This is a genomic window from Enterobacter ludwigii, from assembly GCA_023023105.1.
Classification (GTDB): Bacteria; Pseudomonadota; Gammaproteobacteria; order Enterobacterales; family Enterobacteriaceae; genus Enterobacter; species Enterobacter adelaidei.
This window is the reverse complement of record CP083824.1, coordinates 2708601-2728908: the sequence shown is the minus strand read 5'-3', so window position 1 is coordinate 2728908 and position 20308 is coordinate 2708601. Positions and strand designations below refer to the sequence as shown.

Here is a 20308-nt window from a genome sequence, read left to right as displayed (position 1 = left end):
CTCCTGAGCTTAAAACGCTTAGCCTAAAGGAATGATATCGCCTTGCCAACCCTGTCTGCCGAGCGTGCCGGTCAGCAAGAGCTCGCCTTTATCCGCGCGGACAATCAACTGGCCTCTTTCATCCCATAACGCGCTGCCGCCACACGCATTAGCCATTAACACGGCAATCGCATATTTATGTGCGAAGCGCTGCAGGGTGCTGATGGACTGCCGCCAGCGATAATCAACAACAGACTGACAGCTGGTAAACAGCGCCGCCTGTGAATCGAGATTGGGTGAATCGGTATGCGCATCAATGATGCTAAGTTGTTTATCTCCCGGAACCAGACTTGCACCGCTCCCCTGCGGGTAGCGCAGAATATCCTGGCTGGAAGGCGTAAACAGCGCGAGTCCTTTCTGGCGCTGACCATTCCGTTCAAGAGGGAGCCCGGCAATGAGGGTGATTTGGTAAAAATGTGCGGCGTCAAGCAGGGGTTCAAGCTGCGCATCACTGGGGGGAGGAGGTAATACCGTTGTGCCCGAGCCCGTTAATGAAAGTTCAGGAAATACCAGCAAATCGCATTGCTGGCGTGCTGCTTCGGCGATGAAGCAGAGGTGGCGCGCAACATGGTCATCCACACTGTGATGCTGCCCGGTATACTGGGCTGCGGCAATATTCCATTGTGACATCGTGACTTCCTTATACACTGAGTCGCAGGGATTTTAAGAATACACCTAGATTAATCAGGGTTTTCTTATCCTGGCATATTCCGCGTAAGGAAGTGTAACGACTTTTTAAGCTTATTTAACTTTAGGCTCGTAGGGCAAACGAGAAAGGTTGACCGATGCGAGACGGTGGGCAATTAATCTTTCGCGAAACCAGTCGCGCAGATGAGCCGGTTGTTCACGTTCAACAACCTCAGCCACGATGGGCATGTTGTAACGCTCTTTAAACGCGACGCCTGCGGCAGCGAGATCGACATTCACTTTATCCATCTCGTCCTGAGGAAGGGTGGCCAGATTGATCTTCATTTCCTTCTCCTTATTATGCGGCGGCAACGTTACCGCGATTGCACGATGATGACAAGCGGAGGCGGGATGATCCTCGACTCGTTTATTATACAGCGTTATTCTTTAGCATACAGACATAACAAAAAGGAATGATTGCGATGGGACTAACCACTTCCCGCGCGGTATGCGCGCTTGCCTTTCTGGCATCATTGGTCATGACGCCTTCTGTGCTGGCGCATGCTCATCTTAAACAGCAAACCCCGGCGGCAGAAAGCCAGGTGACACCACCCCAGGTCCTTACGTTGATTTTTTCGGAAGGTATCGAACCTGGTTTTAGTGGGGTCGTGGTCACGGATGCACAAAAGCAGGTTATGAAAACAGGTACGGTTAAACGAGACGAAAAGAACAACGCTCAGCTGACGGTTCCGCTGGAACAACCGCTGACGCCCGGGACCTATCAGGTCGACTGGCATGTGGTCTCCGTAGACGGCCATAAAACCAAAGGCAGCTACCACTTTAGCGTGAAATAGCATGCTGGCCCTGATTTATGTCGTGTTGCGATTTATCCATTTCGGGGCGCTGATGCTCATTTTTGGCAATGCGCTTTACAGCGTCTGGTTTGCGCCTTCCTCACTCCACCGCCTGATGTCCCGGCGTTTCCAGTTACAGCAGAAAGTGGCGTCTTTAATCAGCCTGGGTGCTGCACTCCTGATGTTTGTGTTTCAGGGGGGATTGATGGGTAGTGGCTGGGGAGATGTCTTTTCCCCGGAGATCTGGCGTAGCGTGCTGGCGACGCAGTTTGGCAGCGTCTGGCTGTGGCAAATGATTCTTGCTGCCATTACTGTCGGAGCTGCATGGCTCGCTCCCCTGAAAGGTTCACGGCTGTTATTGCTCGCAATGGGTCAGCTTATTCTGCTGGCAGGGGTAGGGCACGCGGCGATGAGCGACGGTCCGACAGGGGCTTTGCAGCGTCTTAATCACGCTTTTCACCTGCTGTGTGCCGCAACCTGGCTTGGCGGATTACTTCCGCTGCTGTTCTGCATGCGTCTGGCGAAAGGGCGCTGGCAAAATGCCGCTATCTACACCATGATGCGTTTCTCGCGTGTCGGCCATTATGCCGTTGCGGGTGTGCTGCTCACTGGCATTATCAACACGCTGTTTATCACTGGCATCCAGATCCCATGGCAGTCTGACTACGTGCAGTTTTTGTTGTTCAAATGTGCGCTGGTGGCGTTGATGGTAGCAATTGCACTGGCAAATCGGTATTTTCTGGTGCCACGGTTTCGTCCGGAGACCGGACAAGCGCAACAGATTTTTATCAGGATGACACAGGCAGAGGTGGTGCTGGGAACGCTGGTGCTGGCAACGGTCAGTCTGTTCGCTACCTGGGAACCCTTCTGATAAGGTTAAATAGCATATGAAAAAGACAGTACTTTCTCTCTTATTACTGGCCTGCACGGGGAGTGCTCTGGCTGCACCGCAGGTGATTACCGTCAGCCGTTTTGAGGTGGGTAAAGACAAATGGGCTTTCAATCGCGAAGAGGTAATGCTGACTTGCCGTCCGGGTCATGCATTATATGCGATCAACCCAAGTACGCTGGTGCAATACCCGTTAAATGAGACCGCAGAGCAACAGGTGGCTAGCGGTAAGAGCAGTGGCCAGCCGATCAGTGTTATTCAGATTGATGACCCGGCTCATCCGGGACAGAAGATGAGTCTGGCACCGTTTATCGAGCGTGCCGACAAGCTCTGTTAATGTTCAGGTTTCCAATAAAAAACCGCAGATGCTTGCGAAAGCACTGCGGTTTTTTACTTTTTATGATGCTCTTACGCTTTTTTTCAGGCCGCTTTAGCTGTGGACTGGAAAACCTGGCGTCGTCATCTATTCTTAAAAGGCAAGGCGACTTAGCCTGCATTAATGCCAACTTTTAGCGCACGGCTCTCTCCCAAGAGCCATTTCCCTGGACCGAATACAGGAATCGTATTCGGTCTCTTTTTATCTGTATGAAAGTAAACGAATAAATCCAACGCCTTCTTTCTTTTACAGCGTGCACACTGTGTGTGTCTTACTAAAACATAACACAACACAGCATGCGGAAGTCCAGCCCTTTTTGCCTGTTTTGTTAAATTTTTGTGCGCAGTCAGCGAAAGCCTATGCAGTGCTTAGAAGCGCGATTTAACAGATGCCTCAATTTCATCAAGGAGTTCAAAGCGACGGCGATATTCGGCACGTTTTTTACTGGCAATCTCCTCAAGGGATTTGCGTTCCATCTGCAAGGGCAGTTGCCAGCTGAATGTTGAGCGCTTTTGACCGTCGATAGAGGCCCAAAACTCATCGTAACTGGCGTGGAAATGACGGCCTTTACTCAGGCGATAACGCAGAGCACGGAAGATATGCCCTTCATCGCTGACGGCATAAATCGCTTTGATACCGGAGAGTGTTGCAAGCTGGAAAAGCACCTCCATTAATACTCGCTTAGGGAAAAGGCCGTGGCAGGCTCGTGTTGCCTGCTTGATCACATCACGGGATACGCTGCGGCGAGGTCCCTGAAGACCGCCAATCACCAGCACATATTCCCCGTTTTCCCGGGCGACGCAAAAGGTCACGCTCGCAAGCAGGGTATTTTCATTGTCTCGCAGCCACAGCGTACACTCGCCTTCGCGCTCCGCTTTACTGGCGTTCATGGCATTGACGTTATAGCTCACGCCATCTTTTGCATGAAACTCAACAATAGATTGCTCCTGGGGGCCAGTTAAAGCGTTGACCAGCCCGGCATCTTTCAGAGAGTCAATCCACTGATAATGACTAATGATAGCGTCGGCACGCGCGTTGGCATTCATGCCACGCATCAGATACTGACGATGGGTTTTACTTGGCAGCGTGATTTGCGAGGCCAGAAGTTGGTCAAAATCGTCGCGACGGGCCAGCGCATCGAGCATTCGGTGCGTTGAAGACCAGAAAAGCAGCGAACGTAATAGAAATTTAAGTCGATACTCGCGTTTTTGCCAGATAGGGCCTGGGACGAGTTGACCTTTCACCAGTTCGGAAATGATATGGGTACGATGCGAATGTGCTGCATCGTCTTGCAGGCGCGTATTTGACACGGGAAAACCTCAAATTTTATGCATTGCATATTTTAGGGGGCATGCAAAACTGGATTAATACTGGTGAAATATTTATTTATCCTTAGTTTACTGTTTGTTTAGCTTTGTGGAAAGCACTGCTGGATTGCGTCTCTCCGGATAAGTCTGGTGCAACTATACTCGCTACAGGAGGTGTTATGTATCAGCGATTAGAAGGTGGGAGGTGGCGTCACGTCTGGGTTGTTAGCGACATTCATGGTTGTTACCAGTGGCTGATGGATGAACTGAAACGTCGTCATTTTAATCCATATGAGGATTTACTGATCTCCGTCGGGGATTTGATTGATCGTGGTCCTGACAGCGTTAAATGCCTGGGGCTAATCAATGAAAAATGGTTTCGCGCGGTGCGCGGCAATCATGAACAAATGGCAATCGACAGCCTGGATAATAATGATTTTTCGCTCTGGACGATGAATGGCGGAATGTGGTTTGCACGCCTTGAACGTGACCAGCAACAGCTGGCGCTATCGCTGCTCAATGCCTGTCGCAGTTTGCCGCATATTATCGAGATCACCTGTGCAAATGGCCTGAATGTGATCGCCCATGCTGATTATCCTGCGGAGGAATACCGCTGGCAAAAACCGGTAAGCGCCCAGCGCGTATTATGGGATCGCGATCGGTTGATGGGGTTTATGGTGGGTAAAGGGCAGGGAATTCGCGGAGCGGATCATTTCTGGTTCGGACATACGCCTGTCGACCGAAGGTATGATTTTGATAATTTACACTATATCGACACGGGGGCTGTTTTTGACGGTTACTTTACGCTGGCACAACTGCAATAATAAATAACCCGCCTTCGGGCGGGTTCTCTTTAGGTCAGGCAAGGCGCATGACCCAGGCATCAGTTTTGCTATCGTAATGCTCACGGTAAAGGACAGAGTGTTCGCCATCAAGAATTGCCGGGACGCTGATGTCCGCATCCCAGGCATCGAGTTGCATACACAAATCCGGGTCGGATTTGCAGGGAATACTTAACGTTCGATCGCCTTGTATTTCGCCGCGCAGTTCTGCGTCGTCAATCTCAAAAGCGCCAATACGCACGCTGGTTTTCGTCATATTGCTCTCCGGGTCGATTGTCAAAATCTGGTATGACCAGTACGGTCATCCATTTTTGATCGTAGACAAGGAGAGCGAAATCGCCAGTAAAAAAATGCGCTTTTTTTCAGGCGGTGCGATCGTTACCGGTAAACAGCCGACCATCTCGCACTAGTTCACGCGGATAGCTGTTCTTCAGTCGTGAGCCCACTTTTTTAGCCAGCCCCAACGGGTATCCCTGATACGTAACCACAACTTCATCATTCGATGGCGTACTGACAGGATAAACATCGCGACCACGGTACCACTCTTCGGCTTCCTGATGTGTCAGGGCAAACGTATTCTCGTGTCCGGCGAGGGCGATAACAGCCTCATGCTGCCAGCGATAGCCTTTATTATGAACTTCCGCCAGACGGATCCCGATACGGGAAAAACGTACTTTGCCAATAAGCGGTTCAATACTGGCCGGGAAAAGCCAAATCTCTTTCTCACGTAACCAGAGATGGTGCGTTTCATCCCAGGAAAGCCCGGCTTTTCTGGCGGCGAGGGTGACCTGCTCGGCCTCTCGGCCTTTCAGCGGTGTGAACGGGAAATTGCCGACCTTAAACGTTGGAGCGGGCAGGGGGGCAACGGCGACAGCTTTACGCAGTCGGGCAACAAAAAAACCTTCACAGTCATAGATCTGCGGGAAAACATGCAGGAATCCTTCAGGCGTGATGGCCTCTTTTGCCGTGGGGAACAGATCGTTGAGCGGCAGAAACTCGACGGCATCGGGATATTGCCCCTTCAGCCACAGACAGACGTCTTCGTTTTCATCCCGGTTCAGTGTGCAGGTGGAGTAAATCAATGTGCCGCCTGGCCGCAGTGCATGAAATGCGCTGTCGATCAGCTCACGCTGGGTAGCAGCGATCTCAAGGTTGCTTTCAACAGACCAGTTCTTTAACGCATCAGGATCTTTACGCACCACACCTTCCCCGGAGCAGGGAGCATCCAGCAGAATAGCATCAAAGGCTTCCGGCAGGGCAGCACCGAACACGCGCCCGTCGAAGTGTGTCAGGGCAACATTATGAATACCGCAGCGGCTGATGTTGGCATGCAACACTTTGACGCGGCTGGCGGAATACTCATTGGCAAGAATTGCCCCCTGGTTACCCATCCGGGCGGCAATCTGCGTGGTTTTCGACCCGGGTGCCGCGGCCACATCCATCACCCGCTCAGGCGCGTTGTCATCGGCGAACAACGCGGCAACTGGCAGCATTGAACTGGCTTCCTGAATATAAAACAGCCCGCTCAGATGCTCGGCGGTACTTCCCAGCGGCACGGCATCTTCGTCATCACGCTCGATCCAGAACCCTTCAGCACACCATGGTACTGGCGTCAGTTGCCAGTTGTACGGGGATACCAGCGCGAGAAAATCCCCGACGCTGATTTTTAGCGTATTGACGCGAATACTTCGGCGCAACGGACGCTGACAGGCGGCGATAAAATCGTCTAACGACAGGTGAGAAGGAAGCGCCTCACGCATTTGCGCGAGGAATTGTTCAGGAAGAAATACGGAGTTTTGAGCCACGGGTACACCACAGGGAAAAGTTCAGGTGCGCAGTGTAGCATAAAGGCTCCGGTGCGTTGACACCGGAGCCCTGAGATTAACGCGGCAGAGCAGTTCCCCATTCACGCCACTCTTTCGGTTCACTTTCGAGCAGCAGGAAGTGTTTACCCGGTTGCGCTTTCGGTGCCAGCGGTGTGCCCGGTGGTGTGGCAAACGCAATCCCACCGCGAATAAACTGGTTGAAGGTACCAGTTTTCACGACACCCCCCGTCAGGCCAAAGTCCAGCGAATAGCCGGAAGCCAGCCAGAATACCGAGTTATTTCGCACCAGATGCTGGTAACGTTCGCTGATCCGTAACGCCACCATCACGCGGTCGGAGAGCGTCCCGAGCGTCAGACCGGTCACTGTGCCCACCTCAATACCGCGGAACAGTACTGGCGTGCCGATGCTGAGCGAACCAGCTTCTGGTACCTCCACCACAATGCTCAGACCATCAAGATAGCGCGAATCAGTGATTGTGGCTTCCTGCAGCTCAAAATCACGACGGGCATTGCCCTGGCCAGGCTCGACGTTGATATACGGCTGCAGGATGGTGTCGAGGTGCTCAACGCCTGCGGCCGAGATTTGCGGCGTCACCACCGAGAAGCGCGAACCGGTGCGGGCGAACGTCTGTACATATTCCGGGTAGAGCACGGCGGTGGCCTGCACCTCGTTACGCGAGGTGATCAGCGTCAGCTTCTGGATCTGCCCGATATCAATACCCAGGTAACGGATTGGCATCCCTTCAGCCAGTTTTCCCGCATCAAAAGCGTGCAGGGTAATCTGCCCGCCAACGGCACGTGCTGCGGTTTCGGACGGGAAGAGAATACGCTTATCCCCTTTGCGCAGATTCGCACCTGCACCGCTGAGGTTATCGAAACTAATTGCCCCACGCAGCGCGCGTGAAAGCGGGGAGGCCTGCACCGTCAGCCCGTTACCGTTGAGCTGAACTTTTGCACCGCCTTCAGCCCAGAAGACGCTGTTTGGCGTCAACAGCTTGCGATACTCCGGCTTGATATGCAGCTCGATATCAAATGCGTCCGCGCGAGGGCGAACGGTGATCACTTCCCCGACCTCAAATTTGCGATACAGCACAACGGAGCCTGCCTGAACGTCCGGCAATGTTTCGGCGCTTAATGTCAGCGTAGTGGTAGGAAGATCGCTCAGGCTGTTTTCAATCGCTTTATCCAGGTTGGCATACAGCGGGTAGCTGTCACGCACAGGGCCTTTATCGCCCGGCAGAATGCGGATCCCGCCGTTGACCCATTCGCTGGCGCTGGCGCCAAGGAACTCCACCCCGTCCAGACCTACTTTCACGTCGACACGACTGTTAACCACAAACTTACTGTCGCCATGGACCAGGTTGCTGTATTGCGGGTCAATGGCGACCGAGAAGCTCACGCCGTTCTCGGTAAGCGTACGCTCAAGAACTTGTCCTACCTGAACACCGTGCAAAATCAACGGCTGGCCGGCTTCAATACCGTAGCTTTCTGGCGCATTCAGCGTGACCGTCACGACACCCGGCTTTTGCAACAAGGCTTTGTCGGCCGGGGCAATCACAAAGCTATTGCTGGGCTGACCTTCACCGGGCACCAGCTCAAACGTATTTCCCGTCAGCAGACTACTGATACTGGCATCGTTGAGTGATAGCTTTGGACTGCGCATTTCAATACGCGTCTTCTCGCGCAGAAGATCGACCACGCTCGGATCAACGGTCATTTCGCCGGTGACCGAGCCGCCCGGGTTGAGCGTCATTTTGGTAAGCTGACCGACCTGCAACCCTTGATACATCAGCGGTGTTGAACCGGCTTTAAGCCCCTTCGCATCGGGCAGGACGAGTTTGATAATCACTCCGCGCTGGCTGTGCGCCAGGTCAGCGTACAATCCGAACGAGTCATCAGCGGTGGCAGGGCTTGAGTTTTCAGGGGAATCAAAGGCAATGGCGCCATTCACCAGCGCAGCCAGACTCTCCAGTTTCACCTTTGCACCGCTCAGGCTGAGATCGGCATCCACGCCGGATACGTTCCAGAAGCGGCTGCCCTTTTTAACCAGATTGGTAAAGCGGCGCTCGATCAGCACATCAATGGTGACACCCTGTTTATTCGGGTTGATGGCGTAATCGTAAACGCGACCCACCGGGATTTTACGGAAATAAACCAGTGAGCCACTGTTCAGAGAGCCGAGATCCGGCGCCTGCAGATGGATCATCAAATCGCCGTTGTTAAGGCGGTACTTGGGCTGTGTATCCAGGGCAACAAAGTGATCCTGCGGTTCACCTTTACCTGGCATCATACCGATATAGTTACCGCCCACCAGCGCATCCAGACCGGAAACACCCGCCAGAGAGGCCTTCGGCGTGACCAGCCAGAATTGCGTTTCGCTGCGCAGGGCATCCTGCATGTCTGATTTAATACTGACCCGCACCTGAATCTTGTTCAGCCCTTTTCCAAGGGAGATGTCCTGAACCGTACCTACTTCAACCCCCTGGAAGCGAACGGGTGTTCGCCCGGCGACGATACCGTCGGCGGTCTGGAAATCAATGGTGACCGTACTCCCGCGATCTTGATAGCTCGTCCAGATAAGCCAGCCCGCAATCATCAGGGCGATGACAGGCAGCAGCCAGAATGGCGAAATGCGGCGTTTTGTTTTAATTCTCGCTTCAGTCGGCGAAGCGGGGGTTTCCTGACTCATGTGCATCCCAAAGTAAGCGGCTATCCAGCCATTCCACAGCAAGAATAGTCAATATCACCGCTGAGCCGAAATAAAAAGCCGCGGGTCCCATTGTAAAAGCAAGTAACTGGTCACGATTAATCAGCGACATCATCAACGAAATCACGAACAGATCCAACATCGACCAGCGACCAATCCAGGTGACGAACCGCAAAAGCAGGATACGGGTACGTAGCCCCTGCTCACATTTAAAGTGAATGCTGATAAGTAACGTAAACATCACCACCACTTTGGTAAACGGCACCAGGATACTGGCAATAAAGACGATGGCAGCCACCCCCACATTGCTGTGCGCAAGGGAAATAATGCCTGAGAGGATGGTATCTTCCTGGCGTGCACCATTCACGTAAATAATGGAAATCGGTAGCATATTGGCCGGGATCAGAAACACCAGGGAGGCAATCAGCGCCGCCCAGCATTTTTGCAGGCTGTTGTTGCGCCGCAGTCTCAAAGGAATATGGCAGCGTGGACAGCGGCCACGCGCGTCGGGCAGCCCGGTATAGTGGCAACCCAGACAGACACGGAGGTTCTCATCCGGGCGTGTGGCTGGGCGCTGAGGATAAAAACGCTCCCAAAGCTGTTCGACGTTCAGGTGGATGAGCGTCAGGATACTGAGCAATACCAGGCAGATAAAAGCAAAGAGTCCGACGCCTGGCTGCAGAAACGCGTAGTCCTGCACTTTAATTGACGCCACGCCAACACCCACAAGATAGATATCCAGCATGACCCACTCTTTGAGTTTATCCAGCATCAGCAACACCGGTCGCAGGTTCATACCCAGAATGTTGCCGAGCCATAAATACGCAATCGCCGCGACCAGGACCAGCGGCGCGCCAACGGTGCAAAAAAGCACCATCGCTGCAGTTACCGGATCACCCTGTCGGGTCATCTGCCAGATACCCTGTAGAACGTTGGCATCAATGCGTACACCAAGCAGATAGAGTTTGAGGAGCGGCTCGCTCCACGCGAAAGGCATCAGAAGCAGCATCGTGACGGCCATGGCGGCGAGGCGGGTCAAAGACCAGTCGCGGCCGTCACGAATTTTGGCATCGCAGCGGGGACAAAAGGCACTTTGGTGCGATTTCATCTTCGGCAACATAAAAAGCGTATCGCACTGGGGGCAACGCTGATAATGTGCACGAGGCAAAGCTTCGCTTACCGTATGGACAGTTATCTTTTTTGTCGGCGTAATTTTGGTTGTTTTTAAGGCCATCAGCTGCGCACAAATAAGTATTGTTGAAAGTTATAATAACTCATGAACTGATTCATCTTGAGCATGAGTGCATTTAATGCTTATTTTAATAGGCTATGCGGTAATTTTGTAAGACAACTAAGTGATTGAATAATGAACAAAACAGAATTCTACGCGGATCTGAACCGCGATTTTAAGGCATTGATGGCGGGCGAGACCAGCTTCTTAGCCACTCTGGCAAATACTAGCGCATTGCTGTTTGAACGTCTCAGTGACGTTAACTGGGCTGGATTTTACCTTCTGGAAGGTGAAACACTGGTGCTGGGGCCATTCCAGGGCAAGCTGGCCTGCGTACGTATCCCGGTAGGGCGCGGTGTGTGTGGTACCGCGGTCGCCGAGAATCAGGTACAGCGTGTGGAAGACGTTCATGCGTTTGACGGACATATTGCCTGCGACGCTGCAAGTAATTCTGAAATCGTTCTGCCACTGGTGGTAAAAAATCAGATTATTGGCGTTCTGGATATCGACAGTACGGTCTTCAGTCGCTTTACAGCCGAGGACGAACAGGGACTGCGCGAGCTGGTGGCAAACCTGGAAAACGTTCTCGCTGCAACCGATTATCAAAAATTCTTTGCGAGCGTCGCAGGATAATCAACGGATAACGTAGCATTTACTGATAGCGTCATTATAATGACGCCTGTTCATGCCTGCGCTTGTTGGCAACGTCCGTTGTAATCAGGAAATTTCATGGAAAATCAACCTAAGTTGAATAGCAGTAAAGAAGTTATCGCATTTCTGGCCGAGCGTTTCCCACAGTGCTTCAGTGCTGAAGGTGAAGCTCGTCCCCTGAAAGTCGGTATTTTTCAGGATCTGGTGGCACGTGTTGAGGGGGAAATGAACCTCAGCAAAACTCAGCTGCGTTCCGCCTTACGTCTTTATACTTCGAGCTGGCGTTACCTGTACGGTATCAAACCGGGCGCGACTCGCGTGGATCTCGATGGCAACCCTTGTGGTGAGCTGGATGAGCAGCACGTTGAGCACGCGCGTAAACAGCTGGAAGAAGCCAAAGCACGCGTTCAGGCACAACGTGCTGAACAGCAAGCGAAAAAACGCGAAGCCGCAGCGGCAAACGGCCAGGAAGAAGCGCCTCGTCGTGAGCGTAAACCACGCCCTGCACCGCGTCGTAATGATAATAACGATCGCAAACCGCGTGCTGACAAACCTGCAGCGAAAGCCCCGCGCGCCCCTCGTGAAGAGCCGCGTCATACCCCGGTTTCAGACATTAACGCCCTGAGCGTTGGTCAGGCGCTGAAGGTAAAAGCGGGTAACAATGCTATGGACGCCACTGTACTGGAAATCACCAAAGATGGCGTTCGTGTACAGCTGACTTCTGGTATGTCAATGATTGTACGCGCAGAACACTTGTTGTTCTGAAACGGAGGCCAAGCCTGGCATGAACACTTTTTTTAAGCTCACCGCGCTGGCGGGCCTGTTTGCCATAACAGGTCACGCTTTCGCAGTGGACGATATCACGCGTGTTGATCAAATTCCGGTTCTTAAGGAAGAGACCCAGCACGCAACGGTGAGCGAGCGCGTAACCTCACGTTTCACCCGTTCGCACTATCGTCAGTTCGATCTCGATCAGGCCTTTTCGGCCAAAATCTTTGACCGCTATCTGAACTTGCTGGATTACAGCCATAACGTTTTGCTCGCCAGCGATGTCGAGCAGTTCGCTAAGCGTAAATCTGAGGTGGGTGACGAGTTGCGTTCAGGCAAGCTGGATCTGTTCTACGATCTCTATAACCTGTCGCAAAAGCGCCGCTTTGAACGTTATCAGTACGCGCTGAAAGTGCTGGAACGTCCGATGGACTTCACCGGCAATGACACCTTTAATCTGGATCGCAGTAAAGCACCCTGGCCGAAAGATGAAGCCGAGTTGAATGCGCTGTGGGACGGAAAAGTTAAATATGACGAACTGAGCCTTAAGCTCACCGGCAAAGATGAAAAAGAGATCCGTGACACGCTGACGCGTCGTTACAAATTTGCTATTCGTCGTCTGGCGCAGACCAACAGTGAGGATGTCTTCTCACTGGCAATGACTGCCTTTGCTCACGAAATCGATCCGCATACCAACTATCTCTCCCCGCGTAACACCGAGCAGTTCAATACTGAAATGAGCCTGTCTCTCGAAGGTATCGGTGCGGTGCTGCAGATGGATGATGATTATACCGTGATCAATTCGATGGTCGCAGGTGGCCCGGCATCCAAAAGCAAAGCGATAAGCGTAGGCGATCGCATTGTGGGTGTGGGACAAACCGGTCAGAACATGGTTGATGTGATCGGCTGGCGTCTTGATGATGTGGTGGCGCTGATTAAAGGCCCGAAAGGCAGCAAGGTTCGTCTGGAAGTTCTGCCAGCAGGAAAAGGCACTAAAACCCGTATTGTTACCCTGACCCGTGAGCGTATCCGTCTGGAAGACCGCGCGGTGAAAATGTCGGTGAAAACCGTGGGTAAAGAGAAGGTGGGTGTCCTGGATATCCCGGGCTTCTACGTAGGGCTGACCGACGATGTGAAAGTGCAGCTGCAGAAGCTTGAGAAGCAGAACGTTAGCAGCATTATCATCGACCTGCGCAGTAACGGCGGCGGTGCGCTGACGGAAGCGGTTTCGCTCTCTGGCCTGTTTATTCCATCTGGTCCTGTGGTTCAGGTGCGCGATAACAACGGTAAAGTCCGTGAAGATGCCGACAACGATGGTGTGGTTTACTACAAAGGCCCGCTGGTGGTCTTAGTGGACCGCTTCAGTGCTTCAGCGTCTGAGATCTTTGCTGCCGCAATGCAGGACTATGGCCGTGCGTTGATCGTGGGTGAACCGACGTTCGGTAAAGGCACCGTTCAACAGTATCGCTCTCTGAATCGTATTTACGATCAGATGCTGCGCCCTGAATGGCCTGCGCTGGGTTCGGTTCAGTACACTATTCAGAAGTTCTACCGCGTGAACGGTGGCAGTACGCAGCGTAAAGGGGTGACGCCGGATATCATGATGCCGACAGGCACGGAAGAGACGGAAACGGGCGAGAAGTTTGAAGATAACGCGTTACCGTGGGACAGCATCAACGCGGCGACCTACGTGAAAGCGGGTGATATGACGCAGTTTGGTCCTGAACTGCTGAAAGCGCATAATGACCGTATTGCGAAAGATGCGGAATTCCAGTACATCATGAAGGACATTGCACGTTTCAATGCTCTGAAAGATAAACGGAATATTGTTTCTCTGAACTACGCTCAGCGTGAAAAAGAGAACAACGAAGACGATGCAACGCGTCTGGCGCGTATCAACGATCGCTTCAAACGGGAAGGCAAGCCTCTGCTCAAGAAACTGGACGATCTGCCAAAAGATTACAAGGAGCCAGATCCTTATCTGGATGAGACGGTGCATATTGCACTCGACCTTGCGAATCTTGAAAAAGAGAAACCTGCCGTCCAACCTGCTCCGGCAAAATAATCTCCCAACAGGCACAAGAAATTGTGCCTGTTTCTTTTTGTTCTGCATCCTTCCGTCAGGCTGGTTTCCAATTGTGTAAAGTTGTGTCTTTCTGGTGACTTAAGCCCGCCTGATGCTTGAAAATAGCCACAATACCCATACGATGTGGGTAATCGCATAGTGCGTTTTGTTAAACTGAGGTTAAAAGAAAATTATGATGCGAATCGCGCTCTTCCTGCTCACCAACCTTGCGGTCATGGTGGTTTTCGGGCTCGTGCTAAGCCTGACAGGAATTCAGTCGAGCAGCGTTCAGGGTCTGTTGATTATGGCGCTGCTGTTTGGTTTTGGTGGCTCTTTCATTTCACTGTTGATGTCGAAGTGGATGGCACTGAAATCGGTAGGTGGTGAGGTTATTGAACAGCCGCGTAACGATATGGAACAGTGGCTGATGAATACGGTTGCTCAGCAATCCCGTCAGGCTGGGATTGCCATGCCGCAGGTCGCTATTTATCACGCGCCGGATATTAATGCGTTCGCTACGGGTGCTCGTCGTGATGCATCCCTGGTTGCCGTCAGCACCGGGTTATTACAGAACATGAGCCGTGATGAAGCCGAAGCGGTTATCGCTCACGAAATCAGCCATATCGCAAATGGTGACATGGTGACCATGACCCTGATTCAGGGCGTGGTGAACACTTTCGTTATCTTTATCTCCCGTATTCTGGCGCAGATTGCTGCAGGCTTTATGGGTGGCAACCGCGACGAAGGTGAAGAGAGCAACGGTAATCCGCTGATCTACTTCGCAGTTTCCATGGTACTGGAGCTGGTGTTCGGTATTCTGGCAAGCATTATCACCATGTGGTTCTCCCGTCACCGCGAATTCCACGCGGATGCCGGTTCCGCAAAACTGGTTGGGCGTGAGAAAATGATTGCTGCGCTGCAGCGTCTGAAAACCAGTTACGAGCCGCAGGAAGCGAACAGCATGATGGCCTTCTGTATTAACGGTAAATCGAAGTCACTGAGTGAAATGTTTATGTCTCACCCGCCGCTGGATAAACGTATCGAAGCGCTGCGTAGTGGGGAATACATGAAGTAACGCGAAGAACCGCAATAAGCCGGGCAGGAGAAGACTCCGCCCGGCTTTTTTTATGCCTGGGCTCTGGGCTGGGTAATGCGCAGACCGCTGACGATAGCCGCGAGGGTAGCAAGGGCTCCAGCGCTAAGGAGCGCAATGTGATTACCGTTTTGCCCGGCAAGGTTAAACATCAGAGCGACCAGAGCTGCACCGCTGCTTTGCCCTAACAGACGCGCGGTGCCTAACATACCGCTGACCCCTCCACTGCGATGACGCGGCGCTGAGGTAATAATGGTGTGATTGTTAGGCGACTGGAACAGGCCAAACCCGGCTCCGCACAGGATCATGCGCCAGATGATGTCGAGATCGGAAGGCGATGACGGCAGCAGCGCCAAAGCGAAAAGGCCTGTTGCCATCACAGCCAGCCCCAGAGCACCTAATAAACCGGCATGGACGCGTTCAATCAAGTAACCCGCCAGCGGTGCCATTACCATCGTAGCCAGCGGCCATGGGGTTAACAACAGCCCGGTCTCCACTTCAGAGCGTCCCACTACGCTTTGCAGGAAGAAAGGCAGAGAGACCAGGGCCAGCATCTGGGCGCAGAATGAGCAGACAGATGTGCAAATGGAGAGCGAAAAGAGGGGAATGCGCAGCAGGTCAACTGGCAGTAACGGCACAGGAAGCGTGAGCTGACGGCGAACAAAGAAGAAACCTGTCGCCAGCAAGACGATGAGTTCCGCGCCGGTAAGCATCAGGGATTGTCCCTGTGCAAAACCGCTCAGGGCAGTAATCAGCAGACCAAAGGTGAGGGCATTCATTATCGCGCTCACGACGTCGAAGCGCGGCATTGTACTTCTGGGGCCGTTAGCGGGAAGAAAGCGTAGGGCAAAGAAGATAGCCACGATGCCCAGCGGCACGTTTATGGCGAACAGCCATTGCCAGGACGCGACGGAAAGAATGGCTGCTGCAATGGTTGGCCCGGCGGCAGAAGAGACCGCAACAATAAACGAGTTTATCCCCATGCCGCGTCCCAGATGACGCTGCGGATAAATTAAGCGGATCAACGCTGTGTTAACACTCATGAGCGCTGCACCGCCAAAACCTTGTGCAATACGTGCAAGCGTCAGGGTATGCAGCGAATCAGAAAGGGCACATAACAATGAGGTGAAGGTGAAAACCACCAGACCGCATTGATAAACCCGACGGTAGCCAAACATATCGCCCAGAAAAGAGAACGAGAGCAGGGAAATAACAATTGCAATCTGATAGGCGTTAACTATCCATATCGAACTGGCAGGGGAGGCATGCAGGTCGCTGGCGATGGTTGGCAGGGCCACATTCGCAATTGCGCCGTCAAGGACGGCCATTGAGATACCGATAATGATGGTCGCTATAGCGCCATACCGCTGGGGTAAAGGCAGGCCATCGGAAAGGGTCTTTTCCATTAGGATTAAAAAAGCTCAGCGTGAAATTATTCTCAGGGTAACTATTTTAGCATTGTTACAGCCGCGATATGTCGCAGATTTGTAACGAAGTAAACGCGGATTGATTGCAGGTGACATGACGGGAACTTATAATAAAAACCGATTCTGATTTTTATAAAACACTCTCTATGAGGTGGTAAATGGCAATTGCGGATTTGGATAAACAGCCAGATTCTGTTTCTTCCGTGCTGAAGGTGTTTGGCATCTTACAGGCGCTTGGGGAAGAGCGTGAAATTGGTATTACAGAGTTGTCGCAGCGTGTGATGATGTCGAAAAGCACCGTTTATCGTTTTTTGCAAACCATGAAGTCACTGGGCTACGTTGCGCAGGAAGGCGAGTCTGAAAAATACTCTCTGACGCTGAAACTCTTCGAACTGGGTGCCCGTGCGCTGCAAAATGTTGACCTGATCCGCAGCGCGGATATTCAGATGCGTGAAATCTCCCGTCTGACCAAAGAGACCATTCACCTGGGGGCACTGGATGAAGACAGTATTGTTTACATCCATAAAATCGACTCCATGTACAACCTGCGTATGTATTCACGCATTGGCCGCCGTAACCCACTCTATAGTACTGCCATTGGTAAGGTTCTGCTGGCGTGGCGCGATCGTGAAGAAGTGAAACAGATCCTTGATGGCGTGGAGTACAAACGCAGTACGGCACGAACCATTACCAGCACGGATGCGCTGTTAACCGTGCTCGACAAGGTGCGTGAGCAAGGCTATGGCGAAGATAACGAAGAGCAGGAAGAGGGGCTGCGCTGTATTGGTGTTCCGGTATTTGACCGCTTTGGCGTCGTGATTGCGGGGCTCAGTATTTCTTTCCCGACGTTGCGCTTCTCTGAGGAGCGACTGCATGAATATGTGGCTATTCTGCACACCGCAGCACGTAAGATTTCCGAGCAGATGGGGTATCACGACTATCCTTTTTAATCCTCGTTAGCATAAAAAACGCCGCGAATGTTGCGGCGCTTTTGCTGTTAACCTGGCTGATTAGCCATTATCGATCACGACGGATGTTTTACGCAGTACCGGGCAATTAGTCAGGCCAATGATTCCGCTGTCAGTATGCAGATACTGCGCGGTGCTTACTCCTTGTGCTGTTAAATATTTACACTGAATGCCTAATCCTGCCGCGTTTTCAGTGCTTCCCACCAGCACACCATAACCGGTTAACAGAAGGCCAATCCAGACGATGGCCAGTACAACAATTGTTCGAATGATTAAGCGCATCAATGCCTCTTTATCGTTGTTATCATTAAGCAAGCGTAAACGGTTTACGTAATGAAACAAGTGCATGATTCTGAAAAAGGCTTGATGTCGGTACAGTTAGCCCTTGTTTAAGATAACCGTGATAACCTGGTTACATCAGGTCTTTTGACGGAGTGTGGAGTGAAAAAAATACGCTGGGTAATTCTGATTATCGTGCTGGTAGCGTGTGTGGTGCTATGGACGCAGACCATCAATGTGATGTGCGATCAGGATGTACAGTTCTTTAGCGGCGTTTGCGCAATAAATAAGTTTATTCCGTGGTAACACGCATTTTTTCTCAAGGTGATTTCCTTCCTTCGCGCCAGTGGTAAAATAGACGTTTTTATTGAGGTGGTGAAATGGGTGAGTTACTGAATTCAGGGCTGCTGAATGTGGCATCCTTGATGATTTCTTTGGTCGTTCTGCTTGTGGGACTGGTCATTTGGTTTTTCGTTAACCGGGCCAGTTCACGTACTAACGAGCAGATCGAACTGCTGGAAGCGCTGCTCGATCAGCAAAAACGTCAAAACGCGTTGTTACGCCGTCTGTGTGAGGCTAACGAACCGGAAGAGAAAGACGCGCCGAAAGACGCTGTCGCTGAAGACGACAAAGACGAAGACGACTTTATCCGCCTGGTGGCTGAGCGTTAATCTTTTTGTCCTGGGAGGTGGCTGTGGTCTGGAAAAATCCCTGGTATGACCCCTCCCTGAAACATCACACGCCGAATGGTTTCCGTAATACCCGTCCTGTCGGGCATCAGCCCGGTGACCTTGAGCGCTGGCGAAAAGCGCGTAAAGAGGCCGGTTTGCCCAGACCGCCCGCACTCGGTTATGAGGATTTTATACGTCAGTGGTGGCAACCGGTTGATCTTATGCAACCTCATGAGGATGGGGTATGGTGGCTGGGACACGCGAGTGTGCTGCTGCAGATAGACGGCAATATTCTCCTCACTGACCCGGTTTTCTCACAGCGTGCCTCTCCGCTCTCATTTCTGGGACCACAACGTAAAACCCCTCCGGTACTTTCTGTCGATCAACTTCATCAGCTTGATGCCGTCGTTATCTCCCATAATCATTACGATCATCTTGATGACGCAACTATCCGTCGGATCCTTAAACGCTTCCCTGACGTGAGTCTGTTTGTACCTTTAGGTCTGGCCGACTGGTTTCGCCGCCGGGGGGCAAGATGTGTGGTTGAGCTCGACTGGTGGCAGAGTTTCACCTGGCAAGGGATAACCTTGAGTGCTGTTCCGGCACAGCACTGGAGTATGCGAACACCCTGGAATCGAAATCGCACCTTGTGGTGCGGCTGGGTCTTTGAGGGGCGGCATCACCGTTTCTGGTTCAGCGGTGATACAGGTTATTCGCCTGAGTTGCTATTGATACCGGAGCGTTTGGGGAGAATTGACGCTGCTGCATTACCTATCGGAGCTTATGCCCCACGATGGTTCATGGCTGTACATCATATGGACCCTCAATCTGCCGTTGCGTTATGGCAACAGTTGGGCTGCCCTCTGGCGTTTCCTATTCACTGGGGCGTGTTTGAACTGGCAGATGATGCGCTGGATGACCCAGTGAGGGAGTTAACGGTTGCACTAGATAATTTAGCACCAGTTGATAGTTCTTTAAGGATACTGAAAATTGGTGAATATTTATCCTTATAAACGAAGCGATAAATTGTTGCATATATTCTGTATGTGAACGCGATAATGAATATTTTATTTTTATCGAAACGTTTTGCTTGCCTTGTTTTGATGCAGAGTCATAAAAATTTCATTATTTTGGTGCATAACACGGCTTATTAGCTGATGAATTTTAATACAGTCAACTGCAGGTTATTAACATTGTATTTTCTGCGAAACAATGCCGTGTCGTTACAATGATTTAAGCATAAGTTTTCACAAATTGTTCTAACTCAATCAATTTTGAAGATTTCTTTTCCCGACTGCTGGACGCACTGGAATGATTGAGCTATGTTAAAAAAGTCTTAGATTACAGCGACTGCGAAAGCAACGTTGAGTCTCTGTAACGAAGTAGAATTGCCTGTATGTTATGCGCATAATTGTGCAAAACCTGACAGGCAGTGTTCGAATTTGTGCGGCGGATCGAGACATGTTTAAAAATGGCTTGCCATATTAAACATTGTGTGTGATAACACGTTTTGGGTCAAACGAGGTACAGTTCTGTTTATGTGTGGCATTTTCAGTAAAGAAGTCCTGAGTAAACACGTTGTCGTTGAATACCGCTTCTCTGCCGAACCTTATATTAGTGCCTCATGCAGTAATGTCTCAGTTTTATCTCAGTTAATGCCTGCGGGCTAAGAAAACACTCTAAGGAAT

Annotated in this window: 21 protein-coding genes and 1 pseudogene; 13 read left to right on the top strand and 9 right to left on the bottom strand. The window is 51.6% G+C overall.

The window, feature by feature from the left end; genetic code table 11:
• Nucleotides 1–18: 18 nt before the first annotated feature.
• Nucleotides 19–669: a carbon-nitrogen hydrolase family protein gene (locus tag LCD46_13225; GenBank protein ID UOY69062.1), complete on the bottom strand. Its 651-nt coding sequence runs from the start codon at nt 667–669 to the stop codon at nt 19–21.
• Nucleotides 670–780: 111 nt separating this feature from the next.
• Complete coding sequence (locus tag LCD46_13220; protein UOY69061.1) at nt 781–1011, bottom strand: DNA polymerase III subunit theta; 231 nt, start codon at nt 1009–1011, stop codon at nt 781–783.
• Nucleotides 1012–1148: 137 nt separating this feature from the next.
• On the opposite strand from LCD46_13220, the gene yobA reads away from it, so the two are divergent.
• Genes yobA through LCD46_13205 form a run of 3 tightly spaced genes read left to right on the top strand, consistent with a single transcriptional unit; the run spans nt 1149 to nt 2746 of the window.
• Nucleotides 1149–1520 carry a CopC domain-containing protein YobA gene (gene yobA / locus LCD46_13215; protein UOY69060.1) on the top strand — a complete coding sequence of 124 codons (372 nt, stop codon included), beginning with the start codon at nt 1149–1151 and terminating at the stop codon, nt 1518–1520.
• A gap of 1 nt (nt 1521) precedes the next feature.
• Entirely contained in the window at nt 1522–2391 is an 870-nt protein-coding gene (copD, locus tag LCD46_13210; GenBank protein UOY69059.1) for a copper homeostasis membrane protein CopD, read from the top strand.
• A 16-nt stretch (nt 2392–2407) separates the two neighbouring features.
• Nucleotides 2408–2746, top strand: coding sequence for a YebY family protein (locus tag LCD46_13205; protein UOY69058.1), 339 nt, complete (start codon nt 2408–2410; stop codon nt 2744–2746).
• Nucleotides 2747–3153: 407 nt separating this feature from the next.
• On the opposite strand, the gene LCD46_13200 is transcribed toward LCD46_13205, so the two are convergent.
• Nucleotides 3154–4095, bottom strand: a complete 942-nt coding sequence (locus LCD46_13200) for a VirK/YbjX family protein (protein UOY69057.1) — start codon at nt 4093–4095, stop codon at nt 3154–3156.
• A 176-nt stretch (nt 4096–4271) separates the two neighbouring features.
• Here LCD46_13200 and pphA point away from each other — a divergent pair, with 176 nt between their 5' ends.
• On the top strand, nt 4272–4916 hold the full coding sequence (pphA, locus tag LCD46_13195) for a protein-serine/threonine phosphatase (GenBank protein ID UOY69056.1): 645 nt from the start codon (nt 4272–4274) through the stop codon (nt 4914–4916).
• A 34-nt stretch (nt 4917–4950) separates the two neighbouring features.
• On the opposite strand, the gene LCD46_13190 is transcribed toward pphA, so the two are convergent.
• The 4 genes from LCD46_13190 to yebS form a co-directional block, all read right to left on the bottom strand.
• Nucleotides 4951–5190: a YebV family protein gene (locus LCD46_13190; protein UOY69055.1), complete on the bottom strand. Its 240-nt coding sequence runs from the start codon at nt 5188–5190 to the stop codon at nt 4951–4953.
• Between the two features lie 106 nt (nt 5191–5296).
• Nucleotides 5297–6739 (bottom strand): 16S rRNA (cytosine(1407)-C(5))-methyltransferase RsmF, encoded by a 1443-nt coding sequence (rsmF, locus tag LCD46_13185; GenBank protein UOY69054.1) that lies wholly within the window; start codon nt 6737–6739, stop codon nt 5297–5299.
• A 76-nt stretch (nt 6740–6815) separates the two neighbouring features.
• Nucleotides 6816–9449, bottom strand: coding sequence for an MlaD family protein (locus LCD46_13180; GenBank protein UOY69053.1), 2634 nt, complete (start codon nt 9447–9449; stop codon nt 6816–6818).
• A complete protein-coding gene (yebS, locus tag LCD46_13175) occupies nt 9418–10701 on the bottom strand; it encodes a membrane integrity lipid transport subunit YebS (GenBank protein UOY69052.1) in 1284 nt (427 codons plus the stop codon). The genes LCD46_13180 and yebS overlap by 32 nt, the downstream gene beginning before the upstream one ends.
• A 132-nt stretch (nt 10702–10833) precedes the next feature.
• On the opposite strand from yebS, the gene LCD46_13170 reads away from it, so the two are divergent.
• The 4 genes from LCD46_13170 to htpX all read left to right on the top strand — a co-directional run bounded on the left by LCD46_13170 (nt 10834) and on the right by htpX (nt 15257).
• Nucleotides 10834–11331 carry a GAF domain-containing protein gene (locus LCD46_13170; GenBank protein ID UOY69051.1) on the top strand — a complete coding sequence of 166 codons (498 nt, stop codon included), beginning with the start codon at nt 10834–10836 and terminating at the stop codon, nt 11329–11331.
• A 96-nt stretch (nt 11332–11427) separates the two neighbouring features.
• A complete protein-coding gene (gene proQ, locus LCD46_13165) occupies nt 11428–12114 on the top strand; it encodes an RNA chaperone ProQ (protein UOY69050.1) in 687 nt (228 codons plus the stop codon).
• A 19-nt stretch (nt 12115–12133) separates the two neighbouring features.
• Nucleotides 12134–14182, top strand: a complete 2049-nt coding sequence (gene prc / locus LCD46_13160) for a carboxy terminal-processing peptidase (GenBank protein ID UOY69049.1) — start codon at nt 12134–12136, stop codon at nt 14180–14182.
• A 193-nt stretch (nt 14183–14375) separates the two neighbouring features.
• Nucleotides 14376–15257 carry a protease HtpX gene (gene htpX, locus LCD46_13155; GenBank protein UOY69048.1) on the top strand — a complete coding sequence of 294 codons (882 nt, stop codon included), beginning with the start codon at nt 14376–14378 and terminating at the stop codon, nt 15255–15257.
• A 50-nt stretch (nt 15258–15307) separates the two neighbouring features.
• Here the strand turns inward: htpX and LCD46_13150 are convergent, their stop codons facing one another.
• Entirely contained in the window at nt 15308–16681 is a 1374-nt protein-coding gene (locus LCD46_13150) for an MFS transporter (GenBank protein UOY69047.1), read from the bottom strand.
• 179 nt (nt 16682–16860) lie between these two features.
• Here LCD46_13150 and kdgR point away from each other — a divergent pair, with 179 nt between their 5' ends.
• On the top strand, nt 16861–17652 hold the full coding sequence (gene kdgR, locus LCD46_13145; protein UOY69046.1) for a DNA-binding transcriptional regulator KdgR: 792 nt from the start codon (nt 16861–16863) through the stop codon (nt 17650–17652).
• Between the two features lie 60 nt (nt 17653–17712).
• Here the strand turns inward: kdgR and LCD46_13140 are convergent, their stop codons facing one another.
• Nucleotides 17713–17952 (bottom strand): hypothetical protein, encoded by a 240-nt coding sequence (locus tag LCD46_13140; protein ID UOY69045.1) that lies wholly within the window; start codon nt 17950–17952, stop codon nt 17713–17715.
• A gap of 159 nt (nt 17953–18111) precedes the next feature.
• On the opposite strand from LCD46_13140, the gene mgrB reads away from it, so the two are divergent.
• The 4 genes and pseudogenes from mgrB (at nt 18112) to LCD46_13120 (ending at nt 20303) form a co-directional block, all read left to right on the top strand.
• Nucleotides 18112–18255 (top strand): PhoP/PhoQ regulator MgrB, encoded by a 144-nt coding sequence (gene mgrB / locus LCD46_13135; protein UOY69044.1) that lies wholly within the window; start codon nt 18112–18114, stop codon nt 18253–18255.
• Nucleotides 18256–18329: 74 nt separating this feature from the next.
• A complete protein-coding gene (locus LCD46_13130) occupies nt 18330–18620 on the top strand; it encodes a YebO family protein (protein ID UOY69043.1) in 291 nt (96 codons plus the stop codon).
• Nucleotides 18621–18643: 23 nt separating this feature from the next.
• A complete protein-coding gene (locus LCD46_13125) occupies nt 18644–19633 on the top strand; it encodes an MBL fold metallo-hydrolase (GenBank protein ID UOY69042.1) in 990 nt (329 codons plus the stop codon).
• Between the two features lie 525 nt (nt 19634–20158).
• Nucleotides 20159–20303, top strand: a pseudogene (locus LCD46_13120) (YobF family protein).
• The last annotated feature ends 5 nt before the right edge of the window (nt 20304–20308 follow it).